The sequence below is a fragment of the Candidatus Eremiobacterota bacterium genome (assembly GCA_031082125.1).
Classification (GTDB): domain Bacteria; phylum Vulcanimicrobiota; class CADAWZ01; order CADAWZ01; family Ess09-12; genus Ess09-12.
This window is the reverse complement of the sequence record JAVHLM010000011.1, coordinates 111,242-134,891: the sequence shown is the minus strand read 5'-3', so window position 1 is coordinate 134,891 and position 23,650 is coordinate 111,242. Positions and strand designations below refer to the sequence as shown.

Below are 23,650 nucleotides of genomic sequence, written 5' to 3'. Positions count from 1 at the left end.
ATTCTCCATTCATCGGGGAAACCCTCTAGGCTTTCGTGACGGCGATATTATTGAGAGTTCCCTGGATATTGAAAATGAGCGGCATCTGGCCTACTTTCACCTCCAGCACACCCTGTACCTGTGACGGCGTGGAAGCGTCTGCGGAAGTGATGGTGACGGTACCTTTTCCCGTGAGGCTCGCCCCCTTAAGATTGAAGACTATGCCGGTCTTCCTGGGCTCTATGGTGTCCTGGCCGTCAATGGTGAGGGCGCCGGATATGAGAGGGTTGGGAAACTGCTCGATTGAGGCGTCGAATTTCCCTTTTCCCTTGCCGGTCTTTATGTCATAGGTGCCGCTCGCGTTCAATGTGCCTTTCCCCAGGCTTGTGGAGAGAAATGCCGGAATGGGAAGGCTCGATATCGTGTAATCAAGCTTCTGCCTGGCAATTTTCCCGCTCACGCGGCCTGCTCCCTGGGAGCCTCTGAAGGTCATCCCCGAGAGGGAAAGAAACATGTCGATGGAGTCAAAGACGGCAACCTCGTTCTCCTCCGAGACGATTCTGACGGAAGAAAGCTTGATCGAGGGAAAGGACCCGGTGCTCCTCTCCCATGATACGTCGATTTTCTTTTCCGTGCTTAATTTTCCCGCCATAGAGGAGAGCATTGAGATATAAGGGAACCTTATCACTGCAGTTATGATAAAGACTGCAATAAACAGGGCCAGCGCGAGAAGTGCTTTTTTCAGCATCTAGTCCTCGAGAAAAAGTTTCAGTGTCCAGAGACCGTCAAGGTTGTGATCTTTCACGTTGATTTTCACTATACTGATCCTGGCCTCCTGGACCAGGTGGATGAGTTTTATCAGCTCGTCACCGGTGATATCGTCAATTTTCACCTCTGCGCCTTCCTTGTTTCCTGTTGTGCTGAAGGGCTTCAGATACACGATTTTCTTGTCAATTTTCAGGTTGTTCCCGCTCTGCTCAAGAAAAGAGAGGAGTGAGACGCGCTCTGCAGGGGATGTCACCGCGGGGAGGTTACGGTATCTTTCGATTTCCGCCTCTATCTGCTTCCATTGCCCGCGGTAGGCGGCTATCTGCTTTTTTGCGACCCTGATGTGCTCAAGGCTGGGGAGAATAAAGAAGACCACGTAAAGCATCAGCAGAATGATCGGGACTCCCACGCCGTAGATGATTTTCTCCCTGGGCGAGAGATCCTTAAGATTCATGGCCATCTTGAGCCGTCCCTTTCAGGGTTATGGTAAGGTTAAAGGTGATTCGCCGCGAGGGAAGCGTTTTCCCTTCACGGAGCTCAACTTTTTCAAAAGAGGCAAGGAGCCCTTTCCTTATGAACTCAACCTCCTGGTATGATGCCGCTTCTCCGGTGATGGTCACCGTGCTCTCCGAGAAGTCAAACTCGTAGATGATGATATCCTTGCCTCTTATCACCTGCGAGATTGAGTCGAAGATGCCCAGGATATTGGGTCCCCTGTTCTCGGCGAGGGCCGCCTTCTGGCTCACCTTGTCGCGGAGCTGATCGAGGGGCCTGTTGATCACGGTAATTTCAGGGAACTCCTTTTTCACCACCTTGTTGATCTCAGCCTTGTAAGCTTTTGCCTCTTTCACGAGAGCCGCCTCATGCACCATGAGGCTTGCCGAGCAGAGCAGGAGGGGCAGTATGATGCCGGCAGCCCAGAGCACCAGGGGATCATGGGAGCTCTTTTTCTCTTCCATGAGGTTGACGCCTGTGCCGTATTCCTTACCCCTGAGGGCCATGCCGAAGGCCACAGGGTACGTGTAGGGGGAGAGGTCCTCAGGGAGCGAGAAGGTGGCAACCTGTGTTTTCAGGCTCTCCTGGAGGAGGGCCTGAAGGCCGGGAATCTGGGCGCCCCTGCCGGTAATCACTATCTGCGGGTAAGGGAACGGCGAGGGAAGGCCTGCAGTGCGAAGGGTCTTGATAATCTCCTCCCGCGCCGTGGAGAGTGCCAGGCCCTTTTCGCGCTTTATGGATTCTGCCTCAGCGAGGCTCACCTGCATCTCCTTCATTATCAGCTCGGTGATGAGGCCTCCCCCCCTCAGAAGGACCCTGATGAAATCTATGGCGCCGTTCCTGAGCCCGCAGAAGAGGGTTTTTGACGCGCCGAAATCAATGATGAGCCCATCTTTTATGCCGCAGTAAAGGGCCGTTCTCACCAGCGCAAAGGGCTCGGCGTCGAGAGCCTGGATATTTTTCGGGAGCTCTTTTATCTTTTCGCCAAGAGCCTCGGTGGGTGCGATGACCACAAAGACGGAGCCATCAGGGTTCCTGCTGAAATCCCACACGGTACTTTCCAGGGGGATGGCGAGGGTGTCAGAAAGCTCCTCCCTTATGATCTCCCTTATTCTCTTCTGGTCGGTGAAGGGAAGGGTGAGGGTCCTGAAAGTGAGGACACTCGACGGAACGGCAGCCTGAACCATCGCCGTCCTGGGGTTTTCAGCAATCTTTACCTTTTTCCAGCCGAGCTCAAGATATATCTCCCGCGCTTCTGTCGTTCCGGAATCCAGCCCGCCTGACAGTTTCATTATTCCACCTTCCAGTACAGAATCTTTGAGCCCCCGTCGCTCATCCTGTTCACGAGCCCCGTGAGTATGGTGCGGTCGCCTGCCCTCTCCACTTCAATTATCACCCTGAAGAAGGAGCTCTTCACGTCGGCAAGGGACTTGATGCGGAACGCCGTGTCGGTGTTGAAGCCCGGCATCTCGCTGAGGCCCTCAATCTTCTCGAAAGGCTTGTCGGTCCTTCTCGAGATAATCTCATCGGCCATTTCCCTGGTCATGTACTTGTCAAGGCTCTGAAGCACCGTGACGCCCGCCGTGTTGATGTTCACCTTCCCGCCGTGCGTGGGGCACAGGACATCTTTCAGGCCCGGCATGTATTCCCCCGATTTCACCTCTCCCCTCATCACGTCGTCACTGAAGCCTTTCACGAGCAGGAGCTCATCGACGGAATCGAAAAAGCCGTTCTTGCAGGGCTCGCTCGTATCGCCCTGGAGCTCGCTTCCCTCGGGCGCCGTGGGATTGCTGTCGGGATCAATCCAGTCCACGGCGGCGTCAGACAGGCTCTGCTGCCTGTTCACTATCTGGAGCAGCCTCCTGAACTGCTCGACATGCTTCTCATCGGCGAGCTTGTTGTCCTGCACAAGGCTGTTGAGGGCAAAATACCTCTCTTCATCTTCAATGTGGATGGTGATCTTCCCTTCATCGACCTCGAGAGAGGGCAGGGCCTGGGCCCATGTGTCCTGGAGTGAATCGTAGTCATTTATGTTGGTTTGCTCGAACTCCAGGAACTTCACCGCCCCCCTGAAGGCCGACAGGGAGATGTAATAGCCGGCCTCCCTGTTCTGGAGCCTCGCCAGATATTTCTGCGCATAGAGGGTGTCGCTTGAGAGCTGCAGGTTCATGATAAGGAGGATCCCAATGACGCCGAGCACTGTAACGATAATCACGGCCTGTCCTGTTTCTTCAGAGTCTTTTTCTTGAGGGCATTCATGCCGGGTGAGACTGAGAAGCTGAAGTTCTCCACCTGGCTCCCTGCACTATACCACAGAGAAACGATGATTCTCTCAGGGAGGCTCTTTTCCCTCCATTCGGTGTATTCCTTTTCTTCGCTCATGTAGGTGAGCGAAAGGCCCGTGACGGCGTCGGTCATCTTGCGCCACAGCTCCTCCTCGCTCTCCAGCCTGGTGCTGTCCTCAATAAGGTCCATCTTCCTCGCGTAGGGAAATTCCCTGTAAGCCAGGAAGAGCTTCCCCTCCTCGGTTTCCTGGATGCTGTAGGACGCTTCGCAGACACCCCTCGCCACCACGGGAGAGGCGGTGTAGAACCTTATGCTGTCCTCCCCTTCATCTTTGCCCTTCTCGCCTATGAGGGAATAGGGGAAATTTGGCGATGCGTAGAGGTTCAGCATCTGCTGCCTCATCTGGGCATAGACCTTCATGAGCTCAAAATCTTTGTTGGTCTTGATGCGGGAATCGCGGGAAGCCCTTGCGCTGTAGAGGAGTGAGCCAAAGGTTATGGTAACGACGATAAGGGCCATACCGACCGTGATGAGGACTTCCACGAGGGTGAAGGCTCCCTGGCTTTTGCTAGAAAGACTTGAAGGTGAATGACTTGAGCTCGGCATAGATCGCCTCTTCATAAAATACCTCAAGGGAAAGCACCTCAAGGGGGAATCCGCTCTGCGAGGTGAGCTCAGTCTTTGCGCTCACGGAGAAAGGCTCGTAGGACTTCTCATAAGTCCCTTCGAGTGTCTGTGAGGAGAGCTCCTCCATCTCCCTCGTGGCAAGCATGAGGGCCCTGAACGAGAGGGAAGTCCTTGCAGCCAGGGCTATGGAAGAAACTTCCATTCTGAGGAGGGCGACGAGCACAATGGCAATGATTGCAAGGGCCACAAGGACCTCCACGAGGGTGAAGCCCTTCTTTTTCCTTATCATTTCGGTCTCCTGTAGATTGCCCCGTTGCTGCCGCTCCAGTCAGCCTGGATCCAGAACACGTAGGTCGAGTCGGTGATCAGATCGCCGGGCGATGTCTGCGATGAGGCAATGACCTGGATATCGCTTCCCCCGATGTTGGTCTTCTTGATGGAGCCGTTCTCGCCGCCGGAGCTGTCCTTTTCGATGTAATAGATATAGTTGTTGCCTGAGTCACACCATACTCTGGTAATTCTTCCCTCTCCCGTGAGGACTATGGAAGAACCAGTCTGGTTCATGATTGATTTCCTTATGGTGGCCTCCAGCGTGATCCCCGAGTACGCGCCTTCGCAGCAGTAATAGGCGTTCGTCGCATCGGAGGTTATGGAGACGGGGAGCTTGAGGCTCGAGGCCAGGGTTGTGGAGCTCCCCCCGCCTGTGGAGAGCTTCATCACCGAGCCGTCGCCGCTTCCCGTGGCGCCGTCAGTAGTCGTTCCCTCGTTGGTGAAATAGAGAAAGCTGTTTTTGTAAGTAATTGCCGACGGCCTGTTCAGAGAGGTGGCAATCTCCGTGGCAGTGACAGTGCCGTCGAGGGGGCCCTTCCTCACGGTGCCATTGGTAAGAATGCGCTGCGTCCAGTAAACTGCGGTGCCGTCAGAGACAAGCCCTCCCACGGCATATTGTTTGCTGAAGAGCTCCACAGGCGCGTCGGTTCCGTTCACTCCCACGCGCTTGATGCCGTTCACCTGGGCGTCGGGCTGGGTGGGATCGGCCTCGGCGATGTAGATATAGGGGTCAAGGACATAGATATATTTCGGATAGCTGAGATTCGATGAGGCGATGGTCTCCGCCGAGCCGCCGCTCTTTTTGACCCGGTAGATCTTTCCCTCGTAGAAATCGCTCCAGTAGATATAGTCACTGTACACACCCAGGCAGGAAGGTGAGCGGAGGCCCGATGCGAGCGTGATGGTGGAGGAAGTGCCGGGACTGCTGCCGCCGCTTGTGTAGATTTCCTTCGGCACGTAGTTATTTCCGCAGGAGTGGAGACAAAGTGCCGCAACAGTGCCCATTATTATGACAACCGCAGCAATCAGGTATAAACTGGCCGGGGTTTTCACTACACACACTCCCTTTCAGAAAATTCTGCGGAACCTTCTTCCACAGCAGAGGATCTCTTTCCTCCCGCGGCTGCTACTCGGTGAGTTTCCTGAACTCCGCCAGACCGCGGAGCGGGGCCAGGAGCTCCTCGTCCTTTGCAAGTTTTTTATTGGATGGCTCGAGCTCGATGGCCTTCTTCAGTGATTGCATTGCTTCGGCGAGCTTGCCAAGCTTTGCCAGGGCGCAGGCCTTGTTGTAATAAGCGGTCTCGTTATCGGGGCTCCATTTAATAATGGCGTTGCAGTGCTCCAGGCATTTCTTGTAGCTGCCGCCCCTCAAGTATGCCGCTCCCAGTGCGAGGTGGGCATTGACGAGATCAGGCTTCCCTGCCACGGCCTTTTCCAGCAGGGGCAGCGCTTTTTCCGTCTTTTTCTCGTGGTAATAAAGAATTCCCAGGCGGTAATAGGTCGTGGGCGCTGCTTTCCCAAGGAGGATGGCGTTCTCATAGGCTTTCTTGGCATCCTTGTAGTTGCCTGCCTTTGCGAGGTAGTCGCCGAGGGCCTCACGGTACTCCATGTTCTTAGGGGCAAAAGAGACGGCTTTCCTGAGGGCGCCTTCCGCCCGGGTATCATTTTTTTTCAGGTACGCCTGGGCGAGGAGATGATGGACCATTGCATTCTCAGGCTCTTCGCGGAGAAACTCGTTGTAAGTATATATGGCATCGTTCACCAGGCCCTCCCTGAGATATGCCCCGGCAATGGCGCCATAGACTTCGGCTTCAGGCACGACGCAGCTCTTCATGGCTTTTTTCATCTCGCCTCTCCCCTTGTCAGGCTGCTTTTTCTTGAGATAGATTTCACCGAGCCCTATGCGGGCGTCGGTGTACTCGCTGTTGATGGCAAGGGCCCTGGTGAAGGATGCAAAGGCCTTGTCATGGCTCCCTTTGCTGAGATAGATCCTCCCTTCAAGCGTGGCGCTCACAAAATCGCCCTTGTGGAGGGCCATGGCCTTGCTGGCGCACTTCAGGGCCCTGTCGTATTTCCCCATCTTAATGAGGCAGCGAGCCTCCATCTGCCACCCTTCGTGGTCTTTGGGGTTTTCCCTGGTGTGCTCCTCAATTGCCCCCAGGGCTTCGCGGTAATTCCCCCCCGTCATGAGCTGCTCTGCAGTCTTTTTCCAGCCGTCGGACTCGCAGTCCCCCCTGCCGGCGGCCAGGACGGTAAAGAGCAGCAATGCGGCTGCAATAAGGGGAAGAACATGAGAGTTTAATGCTTTCATAACGGCGTTCCTTTCATGAGAAGAGGCTCAGCAGGGCATCTATTCCCTTCTGTCCGCCGACCTGTGTGGCCAGGAAGAGCAGAGCTCCTCCGGCAAGCCCCGCCGAAAGGTACACCCACCCTGCGGCGAGCTCGAGGATAATGGCCGTTTCATCATGAGGGGTCCTGCCGAGCTTATTCTCTGAGTCGGCGAGCAGAAAGAGAGACTCCCCTGGAGCGGGGCACTTTGCCAGGAAAAGGGCTGCATCGGGGAATTCCCTGGCCAGGGTGTTTTTTACCGGTATGCCCCAGGCGTACAGAATGTCACCCTCGCTGATGCTGCGGCCGGGGTTGTGGAAAATACCGGTAAGGGCATCCTGGATGAAGACCAGTATCTTTTTCCCCCCTTCCTCAAGATAAAAAGGAACTGACTGCCAGGAAAGCTGCTTTTTAAAGCGCTGCATCAGCTGCTGGGAAAGTTTTGCGCCATTCTCCGTCACGATATACTCACGGTAGAGAGTGCCATTTTCCAGGGTATAGGGGCCCGCAATGGCGCGGCCCTTTACTTTGACCGGAACCCGGTCGGCTGCAGACAGGTCTCCAAGGGGAACAAGCCTGCTTTTCCCGGGAAGCCGCGCATTTCTTATGAAGTCATTCCTGGAGGAGATAATGGTGGCGCCTAAGAGCATAAGGCAGAAGCACCACGTCATCGCGGTGAGGAAATGAAACGACGAGAGGTCTCTTTCACAGAGCATGAAAAAGGTGATGAGCATTATGACAGGCAACGCTTCCCATGGGAAAAAGCCCCCCAGGGATCTGCGGGAGCTGTAAAGGTGCCTCCTGGGAGGCACGGGCTGCGGCTTGAGCTCGGCAGGTGCCTGTGATTCCGCATATTCCTTCCCCGGGAGGTTCTGCCTCAGGAAATGGAGGAATTCCTGCTGGGCCCTCTTGTAAAGGTAGAAAGAGAGCCTCAGAGTGCGGTCACCGGCGGTGGCCATAAGGATGTCGCTGTGATGCCTGCCTGAATCCACGCTGAACCTTGTGATGCCCTCATAGGGTATCTTTTCCGCGATTTTGCCTTCGTTCTTGAGATAGAGGGCTTCCGCAGTGAGGACACAGCCGCTTTCACCGGTTCCGCCCGGGGAGTTGTCATAGACTGCCATGAGCTCCGCTCCGGCTGCTGAAAAAGCCTCCGGGAAGCTCTCCTTCACCTTATCCGCGAGTGTGCCGGGGATTGCGGGATTCTTGTATATTCTGTTCGCCGGGTCATGGGGGAGGTGGTAGAAATCTATGCCGCCGGCCCCGGCAGGCTTCCCCGCGCCGCCTTTCTCAGGATGGGTCCTGTTGAGGAGCACGCCTTTCTCCAGGATACTCAGCAGATATGATGCCACTACAGGATGGATGATGAACTGAAGCTCTATGGTACGGCCATCCGAGCTCTTTATGACAAGGGAGGGGATGTCGTTGTTGAGGATCTGGCGGGTCTTGCATTCAACGTCGGTGATAGCCGCAAGGCGGAGGCTCCCCCAGTTCTCATAGCCCATATTATATATGAAGGACCGGGCAGTCATCATGAAGCCTTCAGTTGCCGAAGTCTTATATTCAAAGAGGGCGAGCACTTCCTCCGGGAGCTCCACCTCTTCTTTCCCGTAATGGGAGATGGCGCTGTGGACAAGCGCATCGGGCAGGTAGGGCGACTTGTAGAGGCCTTCAAGGGGGACGTGGGGAAGCTGCTCTGCCACGAGCCTGCTCCACTGCTCATCGAGGGTTTCGCCGCTGATTGGCTGCGAAGACTGAGGGCTCGCGCTGTTTTCCTTCACGACGAGGGAAAGGACTGCCGTGAGCAGCACTGCGGCGCCTGGATTTTCCATGAAGCTTATCTTGAAGAGGCCCCCATCCTTTGTCTGGATCGCCACAATGGGGAAGGGGGTCCTGGGATCGCCTCCCTTCTGATCTTCAAAGGAGATGATATGCTCATAGGGGCATCCTCCGAAGCTGCCGTAGGCATCCCTGTATGATATCCCATGCTCGGTGAGGGCAAAGCCTTCCTTGCCGGCACGTCCCCCGTCGTAGAGGGCAAGGATCCTGTCCCCCCTGCTTGTCACATATTTTGCATAGGATTTAATGCAGTTGCTGAAAGTCTTTTTCGGTATCTCGGGGCTTACATGGAACTGGAGCTCTCTCTTTGAGCGCAGAAAGGGAATAATTACCTTTTTCCATTTACTTTCTTCAATTATAGCCATAGCGCCCTGACGGCTCTCCCTGAAGGCACGCCCCGCTGGAACCCCCGGCCTGACCTGCTGGTTCTCACCGGAACTCTATCTTCTTATAGTATTCGATGGCCGGTCTTCTGTTCAGGATCTTGAAAAACTCGCTGAAGCGCTCCTCGCCCACATGCATCCGGTAATTGTCGAGGATCTGGAGGGCCATCTGCTTGTCCTCGAATTCCAGGATCTGGACGTGGATTCTCGGCTTTTCAAGAGACTGGAGGTAGGAGCTTGAAATGAAGCCCGGCTGTTGTGAGAGGTACTGGACCCACTGGTTCATCATCTGGTCAAAATCCTCTTTGCGCCTTGTATTGACGTCATAAATCACCACTTCCACCACGCGGCCCATAGGCTCCTCCTTGCGAGCAATCAAATGCCCTGGACAGATGATTCGATTCCGGGAGGGCGAGTTCCTTTCAGGCCCTATCTCACGAAAAGGGCGAGAATCTGCGACGCCAGAATGGATACGAAGAGCGAGAGAGGGTAGCAGGCCGCGAAGACGGAGGTGGGCTCCTCGGAGCGGATCTTGGCCGTCAGATTTCCCAGGGCTGTTGAGCTTACCATGCCGCCGCAGACACAGGTGAGGCTTTTGATGAGATCCATGCTGAGAAGCTTCTGGCAGACGATAAAGATCACGCTCATGGTGCCGAAGAGGATGAAAAAGGAGCTGATGAGCATTTTTGTCATCTCGGGGAGCGCAACGCCTGTTATCCCGGCACCGGCACTGTCTCCGACACCTGCCAGGAAAAGGCAGAGGCCGAGCTCCTTGATTACTGTTTTTGCCGAAGGGGACATCTGGCCCGTGAGAAAACCAAAGCGTCTCACGTACCCCAGGAAAAGGCCCACAAGGAGCGCCCCTCCCGATATCCCGATAGTGACCATGCCAATGCCGGGAAGGGGGAGCTTGAGGCTCCCCAGTATGATTCCCAGGGCTATACCAAAGCTCATGGAGATCAGATCAATCTCGCCGAGGGTTTTTTCCCTTTTTCCGAGCCATCCGGTGAGGCGGTCAAGGTTCTTTCTTTTGCCCACCGCCAGAAGGGTATCTCCGAGCTCAACGACATGGTCGTCGGTGGGGACAAGCTCCAGGCCGCTCCGCCAGATCCTTGTGACTACCACATGGTAATGATGCGAGAGCCCCAGATGCTCAAGGGAAACGTGGTGAAGAGAGGGGTTGGTGACAAGGATATGGCGGGCCTCCACGAGGGGATCGATCTCCAGGTCTTCATAGGTCTCGTTCCCGAGGAGCCTGTGGACTTTTTCCAGGCTCTCCTCGGTGCCTACGGCGAGTGCCACGTCACCTGTCCTGAAGAGGGTATCGCTGGTAGGGATGATGATTTTCCCCCTCCTTCTTATCCTTGCGATGGTGGCCCCTGTCTTCTCCCTGATGTCAAGCTCTCCTACCGTTTTCCCCGTGGCGCCCGGGTTTTCCACGTGGAACTTCCTGCTGATCAGATGGGTTTCGGCACCATCAATGTGGCGGCCCGTTTTCTTGAACTCAGTGAGGAGGTCTTTCTTCATCACCAGGGGGGCCAGCTGGATGAAGACTATCACTGCAATGAGCCCGAGAGGGTACACGAGACCATAGCTCGGAAGAAGCATGCCCTGCCAGCCGCTGTCCATGAGGATTGCAAGGCTTGAGGAGTTTGTGAAGCTTCCCGTATAGATCCCAAGGGTCACCTCGGGGCTCTCTTTCAGGAAATGCGCTGCGCAAAGGGAAAATCCGATGCTCGAGAGGCCCATGGTGAGGGCTACGATAATATAGGGAATCCCCTTGCGGGATATGGCATTGAAAAATGAGGGACCGCCCTGTATGCCGAGGGCGTACATGAAGACAACAAGGCCCAGCGTGGTGATGTACTTTGAAGTGACTAGGCCGGCGAACCCGAAGGCGAGGCCTGTGATGAACACGCCGGAGCTTCCAAGGGAAAACCCCCTGATGGTGATCCTGCCCAGCAGAAGGCCGCCGCACACTACGATGAAGGTGTTGAAGAGTGGATCGTTGGTTATTCTATAATAAAGCGTCCCGAAATCATCCATTTCTGCTGCACGCAACGGCCATGGCCATCATTCCTCAGTCTTTCACTCCGGGGGGCAGGGGCATCTCGTCGGCAAATGCCTGGGGCGGCGGCATCATCTGGCCCAGGAGGTGGCTCATGAACACATAGGCGTAAAACAAAGTGAACACTATTCCTACGCAGCATGCCAGCAGTCCTGCATAGGCGACCAGCTGCGCCAGGAGGGCCAGGAGGAGGAACAGGAGGTAGGTGCCGATGTTTGAGAGCATGTAGTTGAAAATACGCCCCACGTTGAAGGCGGCCTTGAAATCGCCGGTGCTCACATAGGCAATGAGCACCGCAGGGAGCATGATGCTGAAGAAAAGCCCGTAGAGCGAGGAAAGCCAGCTGATAAGGGCGGGCACGGCTCTGTTAAGCACATTGATCCCCTCCAGGACTGTTTTCTCAGAGAGGTCTCCTGAGGTGAAGATCGAAAAAGCCCCGGAAGATGAGATTGACGAGATCGTAAAGACCATCATGAAAATCATCGGAATGTAATAGATCATGTAGATGGCTAAAAGCGTGAGCCCCTGCATGAAATAGGCGCCCATGTCCTGCCATTCAGGGAGTTTTTCGTCGCTCCCCTCGGCGGTGTCTTTGATAATCCTCACGCAGTAGCCCCAGGTGATGAAATTGGCTATGGGTATAATGGAGAGAACGCCCCCGATGAGCATCTTGGTAAGCCATTTCGGGTCCCTCAGGGGATACTTGAAGGCCTTCTCAATATCAAGTTTCATCTTTTTCCTCCTCTGTGAATATGGTATAATTCACAGTATAATGCATGAAAAGGGAAAGGCTTAATATTACTGCCTTCTACAAGGCAGCCCGAAAACCCTTCGCCTTTTCAATTAAGGGGTTCTCAATTATGGCAGGGCAGGGCATGGAAAAGAGCTCCAAAACGGCCAGGGATTACAAGGCCCGCCGCTTAAGGCTTTTTGTAGTGGTAGTCATTATTGTGATAGCGGTGCTCATCGCTGCGGGATCGTTAATAAGAGGATGCCCTTTAACCCCGTGGGACAGGGATGACAGGAGCTCAATTATCCGGTACCCTTACGGAAGCGAGCAGTTCAGCCTCTTTATAAAGAACTCCTGCGATGAATGCGGCGAGGGGAGCGATGAGGAGTTCTATTCATGGTTTGAAGGGCTTTATGCCCGGTGGAGGGATGATTCTGTCAATGCGGGAGCCTTCCCGTTCGGCGCTTTTGAGAAATACGACTTCAGGGACTTCCTGAAAAAGTCCGATATCCATTTCGCTTCCATTTCCGATGAGACAAAGAGGGGAGAGGAGCAGCTCAGGTGTGCCGCGGGGGTTCACCACCTCGTGAAGGCCGTCATTCCTAAATTCAGCCTCGAGAGGGGCTTTGAATTCGTCAATGTCATGAAATACGGCGAGCGCCAGTGTTTCCTCCAGTCGGTCCTGATCGCAGGAATTCTCCAGGAAATGGGGCTTGATGCCGGAGTAGTGATGGTGTACAGGAATGAGCGGGGCGAGGAATCCAACAATGGCCATGCCCTTGTGCTCCTGAAGCTCTCCGATGCCTTCGATGTGACCGTCGATGCATCTGAGAAGACGCCCTTTGCATGCCACCGCGGCCTCTTCTGCAAAACCGGCACCAGCTATCGGTACTACAACCCCATCTATGAAGGGCCTGACAGGATAATCACCGCTTACCGCACCACGTCAGGGGTGCCCGTGGCACCACGGGAAGTGCTCTCATGCGATGTGCCTTTTCTTATGTCCATGTTTTATTTCTACCGGGGCGAATGGGCTCCCGGAGGCCTCAGGAACGGGAAAAAGAGCCCCGAGGGGCTGGAGCTCGCCGCGTCATATTTTTCCCGGGCCATCAAAGAGTGCGGGGAGAATCCCCTTCCCGTCTATTATGCCGCACGAGTCAGTGAAGCCAGGGGCCTGAAAAAGCAGGCGCAGGTTTACTACCGCCAGGCTTTCAGCCTTTACAATCATTACGGCTGGGTGCCCAAGGGCCTCAGATAGAGCGGCACCCAGGGGGCACGGGTTACTTTGCCACGATTCCTTTGATGCCTCCGGCGGTGAGAAAGGCAATATCGGCAAGGATGGAAGGAAGGGTAAGCCCGCCTGGATAGGCGATATACTTGGGCTCCCAGAGGGGATCAAACTTTTCCTTATACTGTCTGAGCCCCTGGAAATTGTAAAAGTGCTCCCCATGGCGGAACACTGCAGATCCCAGCCTGTTCCAGAGGGGAGCCAGGGCCCTGTCCTCGAGGCCTGAAAGGGACGCCATCCCCAGGTTGAACCACCGGTACCCCTCTTGGCTGCTCCAGGCAATGAGCTTTATGAAAAGATATTCCATCACCCCTGAAGGCGCCTCTTCTGGAATATACCTCATCAGATCAATGGAGATTTCCTCTTTCCCTGCGCCGGTCCAGAGATTGGCGAAGGCCATGATCCTGCCCTCATATCTGACGATGGCGGCGGGAAAACAGGAAAGATAAGCCTTGCTGAAGTTTCCAAGGGTGAATTTCTTTTCCCTGGTATTTTTATGGGCAAGCCACGCGTCTGATACCGCTTTCAGCTCGGGGAGCAGCGCAACCACCTCTTCTTTCGGGAGAATCTCGAAAGAAGAGCCTTCCTTCTCAAGCTTGCTGATAAGGTTTCGAAACTTTTTTCGAGAGCTTCCCTCCATGGAAAACGAGCCGAGGGGCACGCGGGCTTCTTCTCCAAGCTTGAGAAGAGTGAGGCCCAGGTCCACATAGAGATGGAGGTATTCACGCTGCACGTCGTAGTAGACTGTTCTGCCGTCGTGGCGGTCCACGAGCTCCCTGAGCTGCCAGGTGAGCTCGGCCTTTTCCTCCTCAAGGCCGGCGGGGTCCCCCAGGGCTACCCAGGTCCTGCCATGGGTGCCGAACATGAGAAAGGAGCGCCCGCTTTCGCTGAAGAGAAAATTCTTGTCGCCAAGGAGCGAGATAGAGGGGTAAGTCCTCGGCGAGGCTTCCACTATTGCCCTGGCTTTTGCCAGGTCCTCCGCCGAGGGAGGGCCTGGCGACGGTGCGGCAGGCCTGAAAAGCCTGCCAATGGCAAAAAAGAGCAGCAAGGCCACGGCACCTATGGATGCCCGCAAAAAGCGTGGTGCATCGCCTTTCAGGCTGAAGTTCCACCAGAGCTCATGGGAGTATTCCACATGCTTGTGCGAGAAGGAGCCAAGCCAGAGAGAACACAACAGGATGATGATCACCAGCGAGGCCCATTGAATCGGTGAGGATGCTGAAGTGAGCGATGATTTCCTGTAAAACTGCTGCTTTGCCGGGAGCAAGGCGAGAAGCATCACAAGGAGCACTAGCGCTTCCTCGTAATTGAGGCCTCTCAGAAGGGAAAATACTATCCCTGAGCAGAGAAGGGCCACTGTCAGATGATAGGCGGCATCAATACGGCGCTGAATGCCCCAGGCGAGCAGGAGGAGTGCTGTTCCCACGAGGCTCCCGAGGAAATGTGATATCTCCAGGACAGGGAGCGGCACAAGCTCGACAAGAAGTCTTATGCGATGCTTGTCGGCAGGAAGAGCCCCCGAGAAGAGGAGGGTGGCTCCGCCGATAAGGGTTGCCAGGGAGAGTACATAGGGTGCAATTGCAGGGATCCATTGACTGAGGGTCCCGGCAAGCTGCTTCATGGACTCCTTCCTGTGGAGAATCTCCTGGATTCCCAGGAGGGCTGCAGCAACGATGAGAGGGAGCAGGTAATATATCAGACGGAAAGCGAGAAGAGAGGCAATCAGCTGCGATCCGTTGAAGGAGGGGCCAAGCAGGAGCATCATGACAGACTCGAAAATCCCCAGGCCGCCGGGGACCTGGCTCGCTACCCCCGCGATCTGCGCAAGGAGGAAAAGGGCTATAAAAAGGAAAAAGTTGACGGGATCGCCCTGGGGAAGAAGAATGTAGAGAACGCTTGCCGCCACGAGCCAGTCAAGGGAGGCGAGGACCACCTGGGCGCAGGCCATGGAGAAGCGGGGGAGGGTGAATTCCAGGTTTTTGATCAAGAAGCTCCTTTTCTTCGAGGTGCAGAGCACAAGGTATCCAAGAACGGCCATGAGAAAAAGGGCGCCAAGAGCATGCAAAGAGTGGAAAGGCAGGTGGACGCCTGCCGGCACGGTTATGTTTCCCCGCGTGAAAGCAGTGCCTGCAATGGCAAAAAAGCCGAGCCAGAGAGTTGCGCTGCAGAATGCCAGGATTTTCGCGATATCAAGGGCCTGGATTCCCCATGAGGTATAGAGGCGGTAGCGCACCGAGCCCCCTGAGAGGAATGAGAATCCAATGGTGTTGCTGAAGGCATAGCTGATAAAGGAGGCAAGGGCAATATTTCTATAAGGCAGGTTGAATTTTACGTAGTGGAGCGCCAGAAAATCATATAATGTGAGGGTGAAGTAGCCAAGCATGGTGAGAATGACCGCCACGGTGACGTGCAATGCCGGCATGGCTTTCAGATAGCTTATTATATCGTGGTAGTTGTGCTCTCTCAGCAGGTGGCTTATCGTCCTGAGGGCCACGAAAAAGAGAATGATGCTGATGGCAGGCGCAGCTAATCCCGAGAGCTTCTTGACCATACGACCTCGTCCTAATTCTTTCTCAGCCTGAGCACCTCTTTTGTCACCGTGCCGTCGAGGCCTTCTGCAGTCACAATGACCTCCCGGGGGACAGGGCTCAGCCCTTTGAGCTCATACTCGAAATCCAGCACCGGAACGGGGACTTCCCTCCCCTCCTCGATGACTATCCTTTTTTCTCCGGGAGCGGAAGCCTTGGTGGCACCGATGCGCTTTATGGTGGGGGGAGTGCCGTTTACCAGGATTTTCCTGATCCCGCTGCGGTGCGTGACTGTTCCCGTTATCACTGCCGAGGTACTGTTCACTATATAGATATTGTTTTTCATTTGTTTCACAGAGGGGGCATCGGGACCCACGAGGAATACTGCTTTTGCAGGCGCTTCCACCCTGCGGATCTCAATCACCGGCGCCTTGGTATCGGCTACAATGGGGGGCGTCGTCGGCGCCTCGACGCCCGGTGGATAATATGAATCGTAATTGCAGGTGTAATCGGTGGTTCCTATGGCAAAAACTCTTTCAGAGAGGGCTGCCGGGCCGGTATGCTCCCTTTTCGCCGCATGCCTGAGCACTCTCTCACGGAGGATCATCCGCACTTTTTTTACGAATTCCGCGGGGTCGGTGATGCCGGCCAGGGATGCAGTGCTGATGGGCTCCTCTGTGGCGATGACCTGGAGGTAGTCCCTTTCCTTCTCCGGCTGCACCTCGAGGGAGAACGATCCCTGTGGATCATCGCCCAGCACCAGGCTTTCGCCGGCCTTGAGGGTGTTTTTCGCCGCGTATTGATTTGGATAGATTATGAGGCAGAAGCCGCTTTCATTGGTGCAATAAACAAGGAAATAGCAGTCGCGGTCTGCCGTGACAGTGGCCACGACATTTTCACCGGTCATATATGCTTTCTTTGCCGTCTGTATTTTTACTGAGAAGCGTGCCCATTCAGCATCCCTGCCGAGGTTTTCGCCGCTTATCAGGTAAGACTTCGCCAGGACGGTCGTTGAGCACCACAGGAGAATAAGGAGCGCTATTCCTGCAATTTTTGTCAGGCTTCCGGCGATGTGCATATGATGATCCTCCTTGTGCCGTATGAGTTTCCCCTTACTCCTCTATCACGTAGGTGACGCCGTCGGTGGCCCAGGATGCCCTGTCCCCCGCTCCCACGGGAAGGGAGACTCCTCCCCCCGGGCCCTGGCCTGTGCCCTCAAGCTTCTGCCTGAGGGTCTCCAGGAGCTTTTTCATAAGGGCCACAGGGTCTCCTTCGATCTCCCTGAAGGCGCTCCTGAGGCTCTTCGGATCAATTCCCCATGGATCGATATACTCCCTCGTGGCAATCGCCTTGATCATCTCCTGCCCCGAAGGCCCGGCAATCCTGTAAGTGAAGAGAAACTTTCCATCCCTGAAAGGGGGGATGGTGTATTTCCGGCCTTTTTTCACGAAGCTCTCGCTGTCATACCTGTTGGGAAAGATTACCGATATGAGCCCGTCTGAAGAGACATGGAGGAGAATAAGATGGCAGTCCTCATCGGTCCTGAAGGTGACGCCCAGTTGATCGCCCACCTTATAGACGGGCTTGTCTTCATCAAGGTCCAGTTTCACCGAGAAGGGCTCCAGGGGGTTGCGGAGGTTTCCCAGGCATTTTATGTAGTAAGCGGACTTGAGGCTCGGTGCGGCGGCAGCCGCAATGGCCCCGGGAGATTCTCTCCTGAAGTCCTGCAGCAGAGTGAAATCGGGGGCATAAAGGCCATAGCCGCCTCCATTGAGAGAAGGGAGGATAAGACGGTCAGCATCGGAATTCCCTCTTTCAACCTTCACATAGGGAAGGGCCCCGAGTTTCGCCGCGATCCCATCAGCTCCTGTAAAATCTTCTATTGCAACAGTGACGGGCGCATTCGCATATACCCTCGTTTTCTCCCTGACCGGGCAGCCGGGGACTACACGACCCAGGCCTTCAATGATATCGGCGGTGCACGAGACTGCATCAAGAGTCTTCACTCTCAGCAGACCGATGCTTGATGATTTTTCAACACCTGTGGAAGCGGGAGGGTAAGCGGCAAGGAGAGAACCGCTTGTGATGCCCGTACCTGCTCCTGTGCTTATTGTAGCAGTTGCACCATTGACAGCTGTCACGCTGTTCACCGGGTCGCTTTGCACGGGAGGACTTTGCACGGGAGGACTTTGAACGGGAGGACGTGCCCTGGGCTCCGATGATGCTGCCTGGGGAAACCCTTCTTTGAAGAACCCCCTGAAGAGGTAATTGCCTTCGAGCTGAGGAGTCTGCAAAGGGTTCTCTGCCACTACGGCTCTTTTGATCTCCCTCAAGGAATCTTCGTAGGTATCTTTTGGATTATTACTCAGATAGCTGAAAAGGTGCTTTGTAAGGAGGCCGCAGGGGAAGGTCCTGTTTTTGACCTCAATGCTGCTCTCCTGGGATTTTTCATAGGAGGCGCATCCCGAGATGACCACCCACGGGAGAATGATGGAGGTCCCCGCTTCTTTGGAGCCTGATTTTGCGCGGGTATCGAAGAATCTCTTACCTGAGGCCGGGACTGCCTCGTTGAAGTCTCCCGGATTCATGAATTTGATCTTTTTCTTTACCGCCTCGGTAAGGAACCCTCCCTGCAGGCCCTTGGTGCCTGTATCGGAGAGGGCACGGGTTGCAGTCCCCGAGAAGCAGCAGTCCAGGATCACGGTGAGATTTCTGGCAGGGATTCTCCCGAGGAAGCTCCCGAGCTCGTCGTCAAGGAGGAGATTCCGGGGGGCAGTGAGGGACGCCACGGCATCGCGGGGGCAGAGGGCCTCGTCATAGCCGTCAGGCTCGTCACCGTTAAGGTCGTTGGTCCGGGTGCCATGGCCGCTGAAGAAGAACACTACGGTGTCATCGGGTGCAATTGAGGTCAGAAACTCTTCCAGGGCTCTTCTTATGCCGTTAAGAGTGGCTTCCCTGCTCCTGAGGACTTTGATGTCATTTTTCTTGAAACCATATTTCATGGTCAGGAGATGGCTCATCAGGTCCGTATCATTTTCGCAGCCCAGGAGGTTGCAGTTTCTCACGGCGGTATATTCGTTCACCCCTATGAGGAGGGCTTTTCTGGTGCCGGCCTCGGCTGCGCGGGGGGAAAAAAGGGCGGCGAATATAAGGATAAATAGAAAGAGCCATTTTGACATTCTCATAGGTTCTCCTCCTGGAGAGCGCATATTATTCCTTTGCCCCTGCTTCACGGAGCATTCTCGTTATCTTCTCGTATTTCCTGATACTGGCTATTCCCAGAGGGGTGTCGCCGCTTTTGTTTCTCATATTGATGCTGGCCTTTTTTGAAATAAGAAAAGCGGTGATTTTCTCGTTATTGAAGGTGACGGCCCAGTGGAGCGCCGTGTAACCGTCGTTATCCGCGGCGTTGATATCTATTTTATGAGTGATAAGATATTCCAGAAAATCCCTGGGAAATGTATCTCCTGACGCCATTCTATGGAGAATCGTCTGTCCCGAGGAATCCCTTGTATTGATATCTGCGCCATGCTGCAGAATGTAATCAAGCACCGGCTTGTATTCTTCAAAATCGCGATTGTAAAGGTTCGCCACAGCCGATATTCCATTTATATCCCTTCCGTTCACATCGGCTCCCCTGGCAATCAGTGATTTGATATCATCCATGTTCTTATGGAAAACGGCCCATACGAAGTCATTCTCCAGCGTCCCCTGCCCCGGTGGAGGAACGGGTGCTATGGAAGGCAGCGCGGGGGTGGCATATACAGGGGGAGGGGGGGCTTCAGTGGTCAGGGTAGCGGGAGAAGGCACCACGTAGCCGGAGCCCTGAGGATGGGCAAGGGCGAACTCCAGGCCTCCTGAGGTGCCATCGAGGGTTATCCATGGCGCCTGGACGCTTCCACGCTCGCGCTTTACTGCCTGTGCCACAGTCAATCCAAGATATTCGTCCAGTGATTTGACGGTGACGGCACCTTTTGTGTTCTTTGCGCCGCCGCGGAGGCCCTGCACCAGGTAATAGGTAAAAAAGCCCATGGAATTCTCAGACCACTCATACGAGCGCTGCTCCCTGCTGCATGAGAAGAAAGTGGCGTTGAATGCCATGGTTCCCGCTGGTACGGCGCTGCCCGGTTTCGCCTCCATGGGGCCTTTTAGCTTGAGCCTCTTCGCAAATGATTCAGTAAGGACGTTGTCCTTGTCGCCTTTCCCTGAGCGTGGATCGTTCCTGCAGGCGTCAATGATGATGATTTTTTTCCCTGCAGGCATTTCCTCAAGATATCTCCTTAGGTTCGAGACCTTGAGGGATGTCTCCTCGAGGGTGTCCTTGCTGTAGGGGTCGCTCTCCATCGTGAGAAGATAGCTCTCCTTTTCCATGTCCATCCCATGACCCGAGAAGAAGAAGAGAAAGGTGTCACTGGCCTTTGCCTGTGACTTGATGTAGGACACCCAGCGGATGATGGTGCCCTTGTCGGGCATCCGGTTTCCTTTCTGCTCGCTGGTGAGGAGGAATACATCATCGTCCTTGAAGGCTGCCACTTCAATGAGTGCCTTTTTTAATTCCCTGGCATCATTGACGGCACAATGGAGCGGCGAGACTTCCTTGAAGTAGCTGTTTATGCCGATGACGATAGCCCAACGCCGTCCCTGTTCCACCGCGGGAGCGGGCCTTGCAGGCAGACAGTATAACAGAGCCGCTGCCAGCAGGGCAGCGAGCACAATGCATCTGTTCAGCTTCATCGGAATGACCTCCTATGGCGCTTTTGCCCCGCGGGCCTTAAGGAAGCGGGCGCACTTTTCCCTGTTGCAGGCTCTCGCAATCTGGAGGGGCGTGAGGCCCTGGGCACTGGCATTGATATCGGCGCCTCTTTTGATAAGCAGGGCTGCTGCTTCCATGTTGCCGGATCGGGCTGCGAAATGAAGAGGAGTGGCGCCTGTGACGTTTTTTACATTTACCTTGGCGCCCCTGTCAAGCATGGCCTTCACAACTTCTCTGTCACAGAACATTGAAGCCATATGGAGGGGCGTGTTTCCGCCGAGATCGCCCGTTGAAGGGATTGCTTCTGTTTTCGTCATTGAGCTGCCGCCTTTTTTCAGCAGGAAAAGGACCATCTCCTTCTGATTATTGGTGACGGCGGCATAAAGGGGAGTCATGCCGCAGGCCCCTCTGGCATTGATATCGGCACCGCTCTCAATGAGAAGCTTTGCCGTGGCGAGGTCGCCCACCAGGGCTGCATGGTAGAGAAGGGTACCGCCTGAAGAGTCCTCTTCATCGACACTCCAGCCCTTCTGGATGCTCATTCTCACTTTTCGAGCCAGGTTGTTTTTTTTCAATGGAGCATAGCACGCGAGCAGCTTCTCCGTGGTGGCGGGGCCTGGATTGGCCTGGAAGGCCGCCATCGATTTCTGGAGTTTCTTCACGTCAAAACCCTGGTAAAGGGTGAGCAGGTGCGTGTTAATCTGCGGGTTAAGGTCCAGGAGCATGCAAGGAGGGACTCCCATCGCTTTCCTTTCCATCTTCCCGCCAAGGAGGCGCAGGATGTTCTTGTTATCGGCAAGCCTGGCGCTCTCCAGGACCGTGAGCCCGTATTTGTTTTTTGCCGTCATGTCGGCGTTTCCCGCCAGCAAAAGGCGAACCATCCTCTCGTTGCTGAAAGCCACTGCCCAGAGAAGGGGCGTGTAGCCGTCATTGTCGGCGATATCAAGGTTGGCGCCGTGGGCCGCAAGGTAGTCATAGAGAGGCCTGTTGAAATTCATTTCGCAGGCCATGCGGTGAATGATGGTCTGGCCTGAGCTGTCCCTTACGTTGATATCGGCGCCATGAGATGTGAGGAAATCAAGCACCTGCCCGTAATCGGAGAGTCTGCCGTTCCAGAGGTTCACCAGGGCCGGCATCCCCGTCCTGTCACTCCCGTTGATATTGGCGCCTTCCTCAAGAAGGGACTTCATTTTTTCAAGGTCCTTGAAAAAGACGGCCCATACGAAGCGGTCATCGAGATCGCCCTGCCTTGAAGGGGCACAGGAAGGGAGGGGCGACGGAACAGGGGGAGGGACCTTGACGCCCGGGGTGATAAGAGGCTTCACCGGCCTTGCGTCAGGAATGACTGACGCCGTATCATGGCCGCACTCCCGCGAGGCACAGCTTCCGCTGCCGGGGCAGAGTAAACTGGTTGCCGCAATTACAGAGAGAAAAGCAATAATATGCCTCAAGGTCATCATATTGGATTTCCTTATTCCCTGGCTCCCTGCGACTGCAGAAACTCGGCAAACTTCTGCTGGTTTTTCGCACGGGCGAGCTGAAGAGGTGTCAGGCTCTGGACTTTTGCATTGATATCGGCATGATACTGGAGAAGTATCTTTGCAGCATCGATATTTCCCTTTTCAGCGGCATTGTGAAGCGGGGTGGAACCTATGCTGTTTCTCACGTTCACGTCAGCGCCCTTGTCGAGCATCGCTTTCACTACCTCACCGTCACAGATAGCGCTTGCCACGTGCAGGGGGGTATGCCCTCCGAGATCGTCGGTATTGGGAACAGGCTTCGTTTTTGCCATACAGTCTGCTCCCTGCTCTATGAGGAAGAGAGCCATAATCTTCTGGCCATTAGAAACAGCCATATAAAGGGGAGTAATTTCACTGGATCCTTTTGCGTTAATGTTGGCGCCGTTCTTGATAAGCAGTTTCGCCGTCTCCATATCACCCCTCATTGCCACATGATGAAGCAGAGTGCCACCCGTGGTGTCCTGCTCATTCACGTTCCAGCCGTTCTGTATATATGAATTCACTATGGCCATGGTATTGGAATTCTTTGTAAGCTCGCTAAAGTAGTTGAGGAGTTCCTGTTTGTTCACTGCATTGGGGTTGTTCTGGAAAGAAGCCATGATTTCAGAATATTTAGTCATATCCTGTCTATCATACATATTAATCAGAATTGCGTTTATCGAGGGATTCCCATAGGTGGTGTTCACCGTTCCCTGCCCCGCAGGCTGGACGGGATTCTGCGACACCGGCGTTTCCACGGGCTGCACCCCATGCGGTTCTGAATCATTCACTTTTCCCGGCCTGGAGAGGACAAAAGAGAGGTAGCCGCCGGAGCCCTCTGACTGGTTGAAGGGCCTCTGTTCCGAGCCCCGCTCCCTTTTCACCGCCGATGCCACTTTCTGTCCCAGGTAGGAATCAAGGGAGTGAAGGGTCACATTCCCTTTCTCGTCGGCGGCGCTGCCTTTCATGCCGTCCACCAGGTAGTAGGTAAAGAACCCCATCGATTTCTCGCTCCATTCATAAGAGCGCTGCTCCCTGCTGCAGGAGAAGAAGGTGGAATTAAACGAAGGACCACCTTCGATGCCGGCCTGCGCCGGCTTTGCCTGCAGGGGAGCCCTGATTTTCAGCCTCTTGGCAAAATCGTCAGTGAGGAGGTTATCTTTTTCGCCCTTTCCTGAACGGGGATCATTCCGGCAGGCATCTATAAAAAGGAGTTTTTTTGCCGCCGGCATCTCTTCCAGGTATTTCCTGAGGTTTGAGACCTTGAGGGAGCTTTCCTCCAGGGTCTCCCGGCTGTAAGGATCGCTTTCCATGGTGAGGAGAAAGCTCTCCTTCTCCATGTCCATCCCGTGGCCTGAAAAGAAGAACACGAAGAGATCGTCGGGCTTCGCGTTCTGCTTTATGTATGAAAGCCACCTTACTATGGTGCCCTTGTCGGGCATCCTGTTTCCCTTCTGGTCGCTTGTGAGGAGGAAAATGTTATCCTCGCTGAACCCCCCGTACTTCATCAGGGCGTTTTTGACCTGGAGGGCGTCATTTTCCGCGCAGCGAAGGGGTGTTACCTCTTTCATATACTTGTTTATCCCGACGACGATGGCCCACCTGGTCCCCTGCTTCGCGGCATGGGCCCCGGGCGGGAGGGAGAGTGCAAGGAACAACAGCGCCGCCAGGATCGCTGCAGTCATTGAATTCTTTGACTGTCTCATGGCATCTCTCCTTTCATCGGTAAAGCACCCCCAGTGAATGGTA

Annotated in this window: 19 protein-coding genes; 1 reads left to right on the top strand and 18 read right to left on the bottom strand. The window is 54.8% G+C overall.

The genetic code is table 11. The features are described 5' to 3' along the window. Nucleotides 1–25 precede the first annotated feature (25 nt). The 12 genes from RDV48_14160 to RDV48_14105 all read right to left on the bottom strand — a co-directional run bounded on the left by RDV48_14160 (nt 26) and on the right by RDV48_14105 (nt 11,835). Entirely contained in the window at nt 26–727 is a 702-nt protein-coding gene (locus RDV48_14160; GenBank protein MDQ7823940.1) for a hypothetical protein, read from the bottom strand. Next, complete coding sequence (gspM, locus tag RDV48_14155) at nt 728–1,207, bottom strand: type II secretion system protein GspM (GenBank protein ID MDQ7823939.1); 480 nt, start codon at nt 1,205–1,207, stop codon at nt 728–730. Beyond that, a complete protein-coding gene (locus RDV48_14150) occupies nt 1,191–2,534 on the bottom strand; it encodes a GspL/Epsl periplasmic domain-containing protein (GenBank protein ID MDQ7823938.1) in 1,344 nt (447 codons plus the stop codon). The genes gspM and RDV48_14150 overlap by 17 nt, the downstream gene beginning before the upstream one ends. Beyond that, on the bottom strand, nt 2,534–3,457 hold the full coding sequence (gene gspK, locus RDV48_14145; GenBank protein MDQ7823937.1) for a type II secretion system minor pseudopilin GspK: 924 nt from the start codon (nt 3,455–3,457) through the stop codon (nt 2,534–2,536). Before gspK ends, RDV48_14150 begins: the two co-directional genes overlap by 1 nt. Beyond that, nucleotides 3,454–4,134: a type II secretion system protein gene (locus RDV48_14140; protein MDQ7823936.1), complete on the bottom strand. Its 681-nt coding sequence runs from the start codon at nt 4,132–4,134 to the stop codon at nt 3,454–3,456. The genes gspK and RDV48_14140 overlap by 4 nt, the downstream gene beginning before the upstream one ends. After that, complete coding sequence (locus RDV48_14135; GenBank protein MDQ7823935.1) at nt 4,097–4,444, bottom strand: type II secretion system protein; 348 nt, start codon at nt 4,442–4,444, stop codon at nt 4,097–4,099. The genes RDV48_14140 and RDV48_14135 overlap by 38 nt, the downstream gene beginning before the upstream one ends. Further along, complete coding sequence (locus tag RDV48_14130; GenBank protein ID MDQ7823934.1) at nt 4,441–5,538, bottom strand: DUF5050 domain-containing protein; 1,098 nt, start codon at nt 5,536–5,538, stop codon at nt 4,441–4,443. The genes RDV48_14135 and RDV48_14130 overlap by 4 nt, the downstream gene beginning before the upstream one ends. Before the next feature lie 73 nt (nt 5,539–5,611). Beyond that, complete coding sequence (locus tag RDV48_14125; GenBank protein ID MDQ7823933.1) at nt 5,612–6,796, bottom strand: tetratricopeptide repeat protein; 1,185 nt, start codon at nt 6,794–6,796, stop codon at nt 5,612–5,614. A 13-nt stretch (nt 6,797–6,809) separates the two neighbouring features. Then, on the bottom strand, nt 6,810–9,017 hold the full coding sequence (locus RDV48_14120) for a hypothetical protein (GenBank protein MDQ7823932.1): 2,208 nt from the start codon (nt 9,015–9,017) through the stop codon (nt 6,810–6,812). Nucleotides 9,018–9,081: 64 nt separating this feature from the next. After that, nucleotides 9,082–9,390, bottom strand: coding sequence for a hypothetical protein (locus RDV48_14115; protein ID MDQ7823931.1), 309 nt, complete (start codon nt 9,388–9,390; stop codon nt 9,082–9,084). 74 nt (nt 9,391–9,464) lie between these two features. Next, complete coding sequence (locus RDV48_14110) at nt 9,465–11,081, bottom strand: TrkA C-terminal domain-containing protein (GenBank protein MDQ7823930.1); 1,617 nt, start codon at nt 11,079–11,081, stop codon at nt 9,465–9,467. A 34-nt stretch (nt 11,082–11,115) separates the two neighbouring features. Next, nucleotides 11,116–11,835, bottom strand: coding sequence for a DUF4013 domain-containing protein (locus RDV48_14105; protein ID MDQ7823929.1), 720 nt, complete (start codon nt 11,833–11,835; stop codon nt 11,116–11,118). Between the two features lie 128 nt (nt 11,836–11,963). Here RDV48_14105 and RDV48_14100 point away from each other — a divergent pair, with 128 nt between their 5' ends. Next, complete coding sequence (locus tag RDV48_14100) at nt 11,964–13,091, top strand: hypothetical protein (protein ID MDQ7823928.1); 1,128 nt, start codon at nt 11,964–11,966, stop codon at nt 13,089–13,091. 22 nt (nt 13,092–13,113) lie between these two features. On the opposite strand, the gene mprF is transcribed toward RDV48_14100, so the two are convergent. The 6 genes from mprF to RDV48_14070 are packed head-to-tail and all read right to left on the bottom strand — an operon-like array spanning nt 13,114 to nt 23,607. Continuing rightward, on the bottom strand, nt 13,114–15,672 hold the full coding sequence (gene mprF, locus RDV48_14095; protein MDQ7823927.1) for a bifunctional lysylphosphatidylglycerol flippase/synthetase MprF: 2,559 nt from the start codon (nt 15,670–15,672) through the stop codon (nt 13,114–13,116). Nucleotides 15,673–15,683: 11 nt separating this feature from the next. Then, the gene (locus RDV48_14090; GenBank protein ID MDQ7823926.1) at nt 15,684–16,727 is read right to left on the bottom strand and encodes a DUF4384 domain-containing protein; all 1,044 of its coding nucleotides are present in this window, start codon (nt 16,725–16,727) and stop codon (nt 15,684–15,686) included. Between the two features lie 34 nt (nt 16,728–16,761). After that, entirely contained in the window at nt 16,762–18,834 is a 2,073-nt protein-coding gene (locus tag RDV48_14085; protein MDQ7823925.1) for a caspase family protein, read from the bottom strand. Between the two features lie 25 nt (nt 18,835–18,859). After that, nucleotides 18,860–20,383, bottom strand: coding sequence for a caspase family protein (locus RDV48_14080; protein ID MDQ7823924.1), 1,524 nt, complete (start codon nt 20,381–20,383; stop codon nt 18,860–18,862). A 12-nt stretch (nt 20,384–20,395) separates the two neighbouring features. Then, the gene (locus RDV48_14075; protein ID MDQ7823923.1) at nt 20,396–21,862 is read right to left on the bottom strand and encodes an ankyrin repeat domain-containing protein; all 1,467 of its coding nucleotides are present in this window, start codon (nt 21,860–21,862) and stop codon (nt 20,396–20,398) included. A gap of 11 nt (nt 21,863–21,873) precedes the next feature. Then, the gene (locus RDV48_14070; GenBank protein MDQ7823922.1) at nt 21,874–23,607 is read right to left on the bottom strand and encodes an ankyrin repeat domain-containing protein; all 1,734 of its coding nucleotides are present in this window, start codon (nt 23,605–23,607) and stop codon (nt 21,874–21,876) included. Between the last annotated feature and the right edge of the window lie 43 nt (nt 23,608–23,650).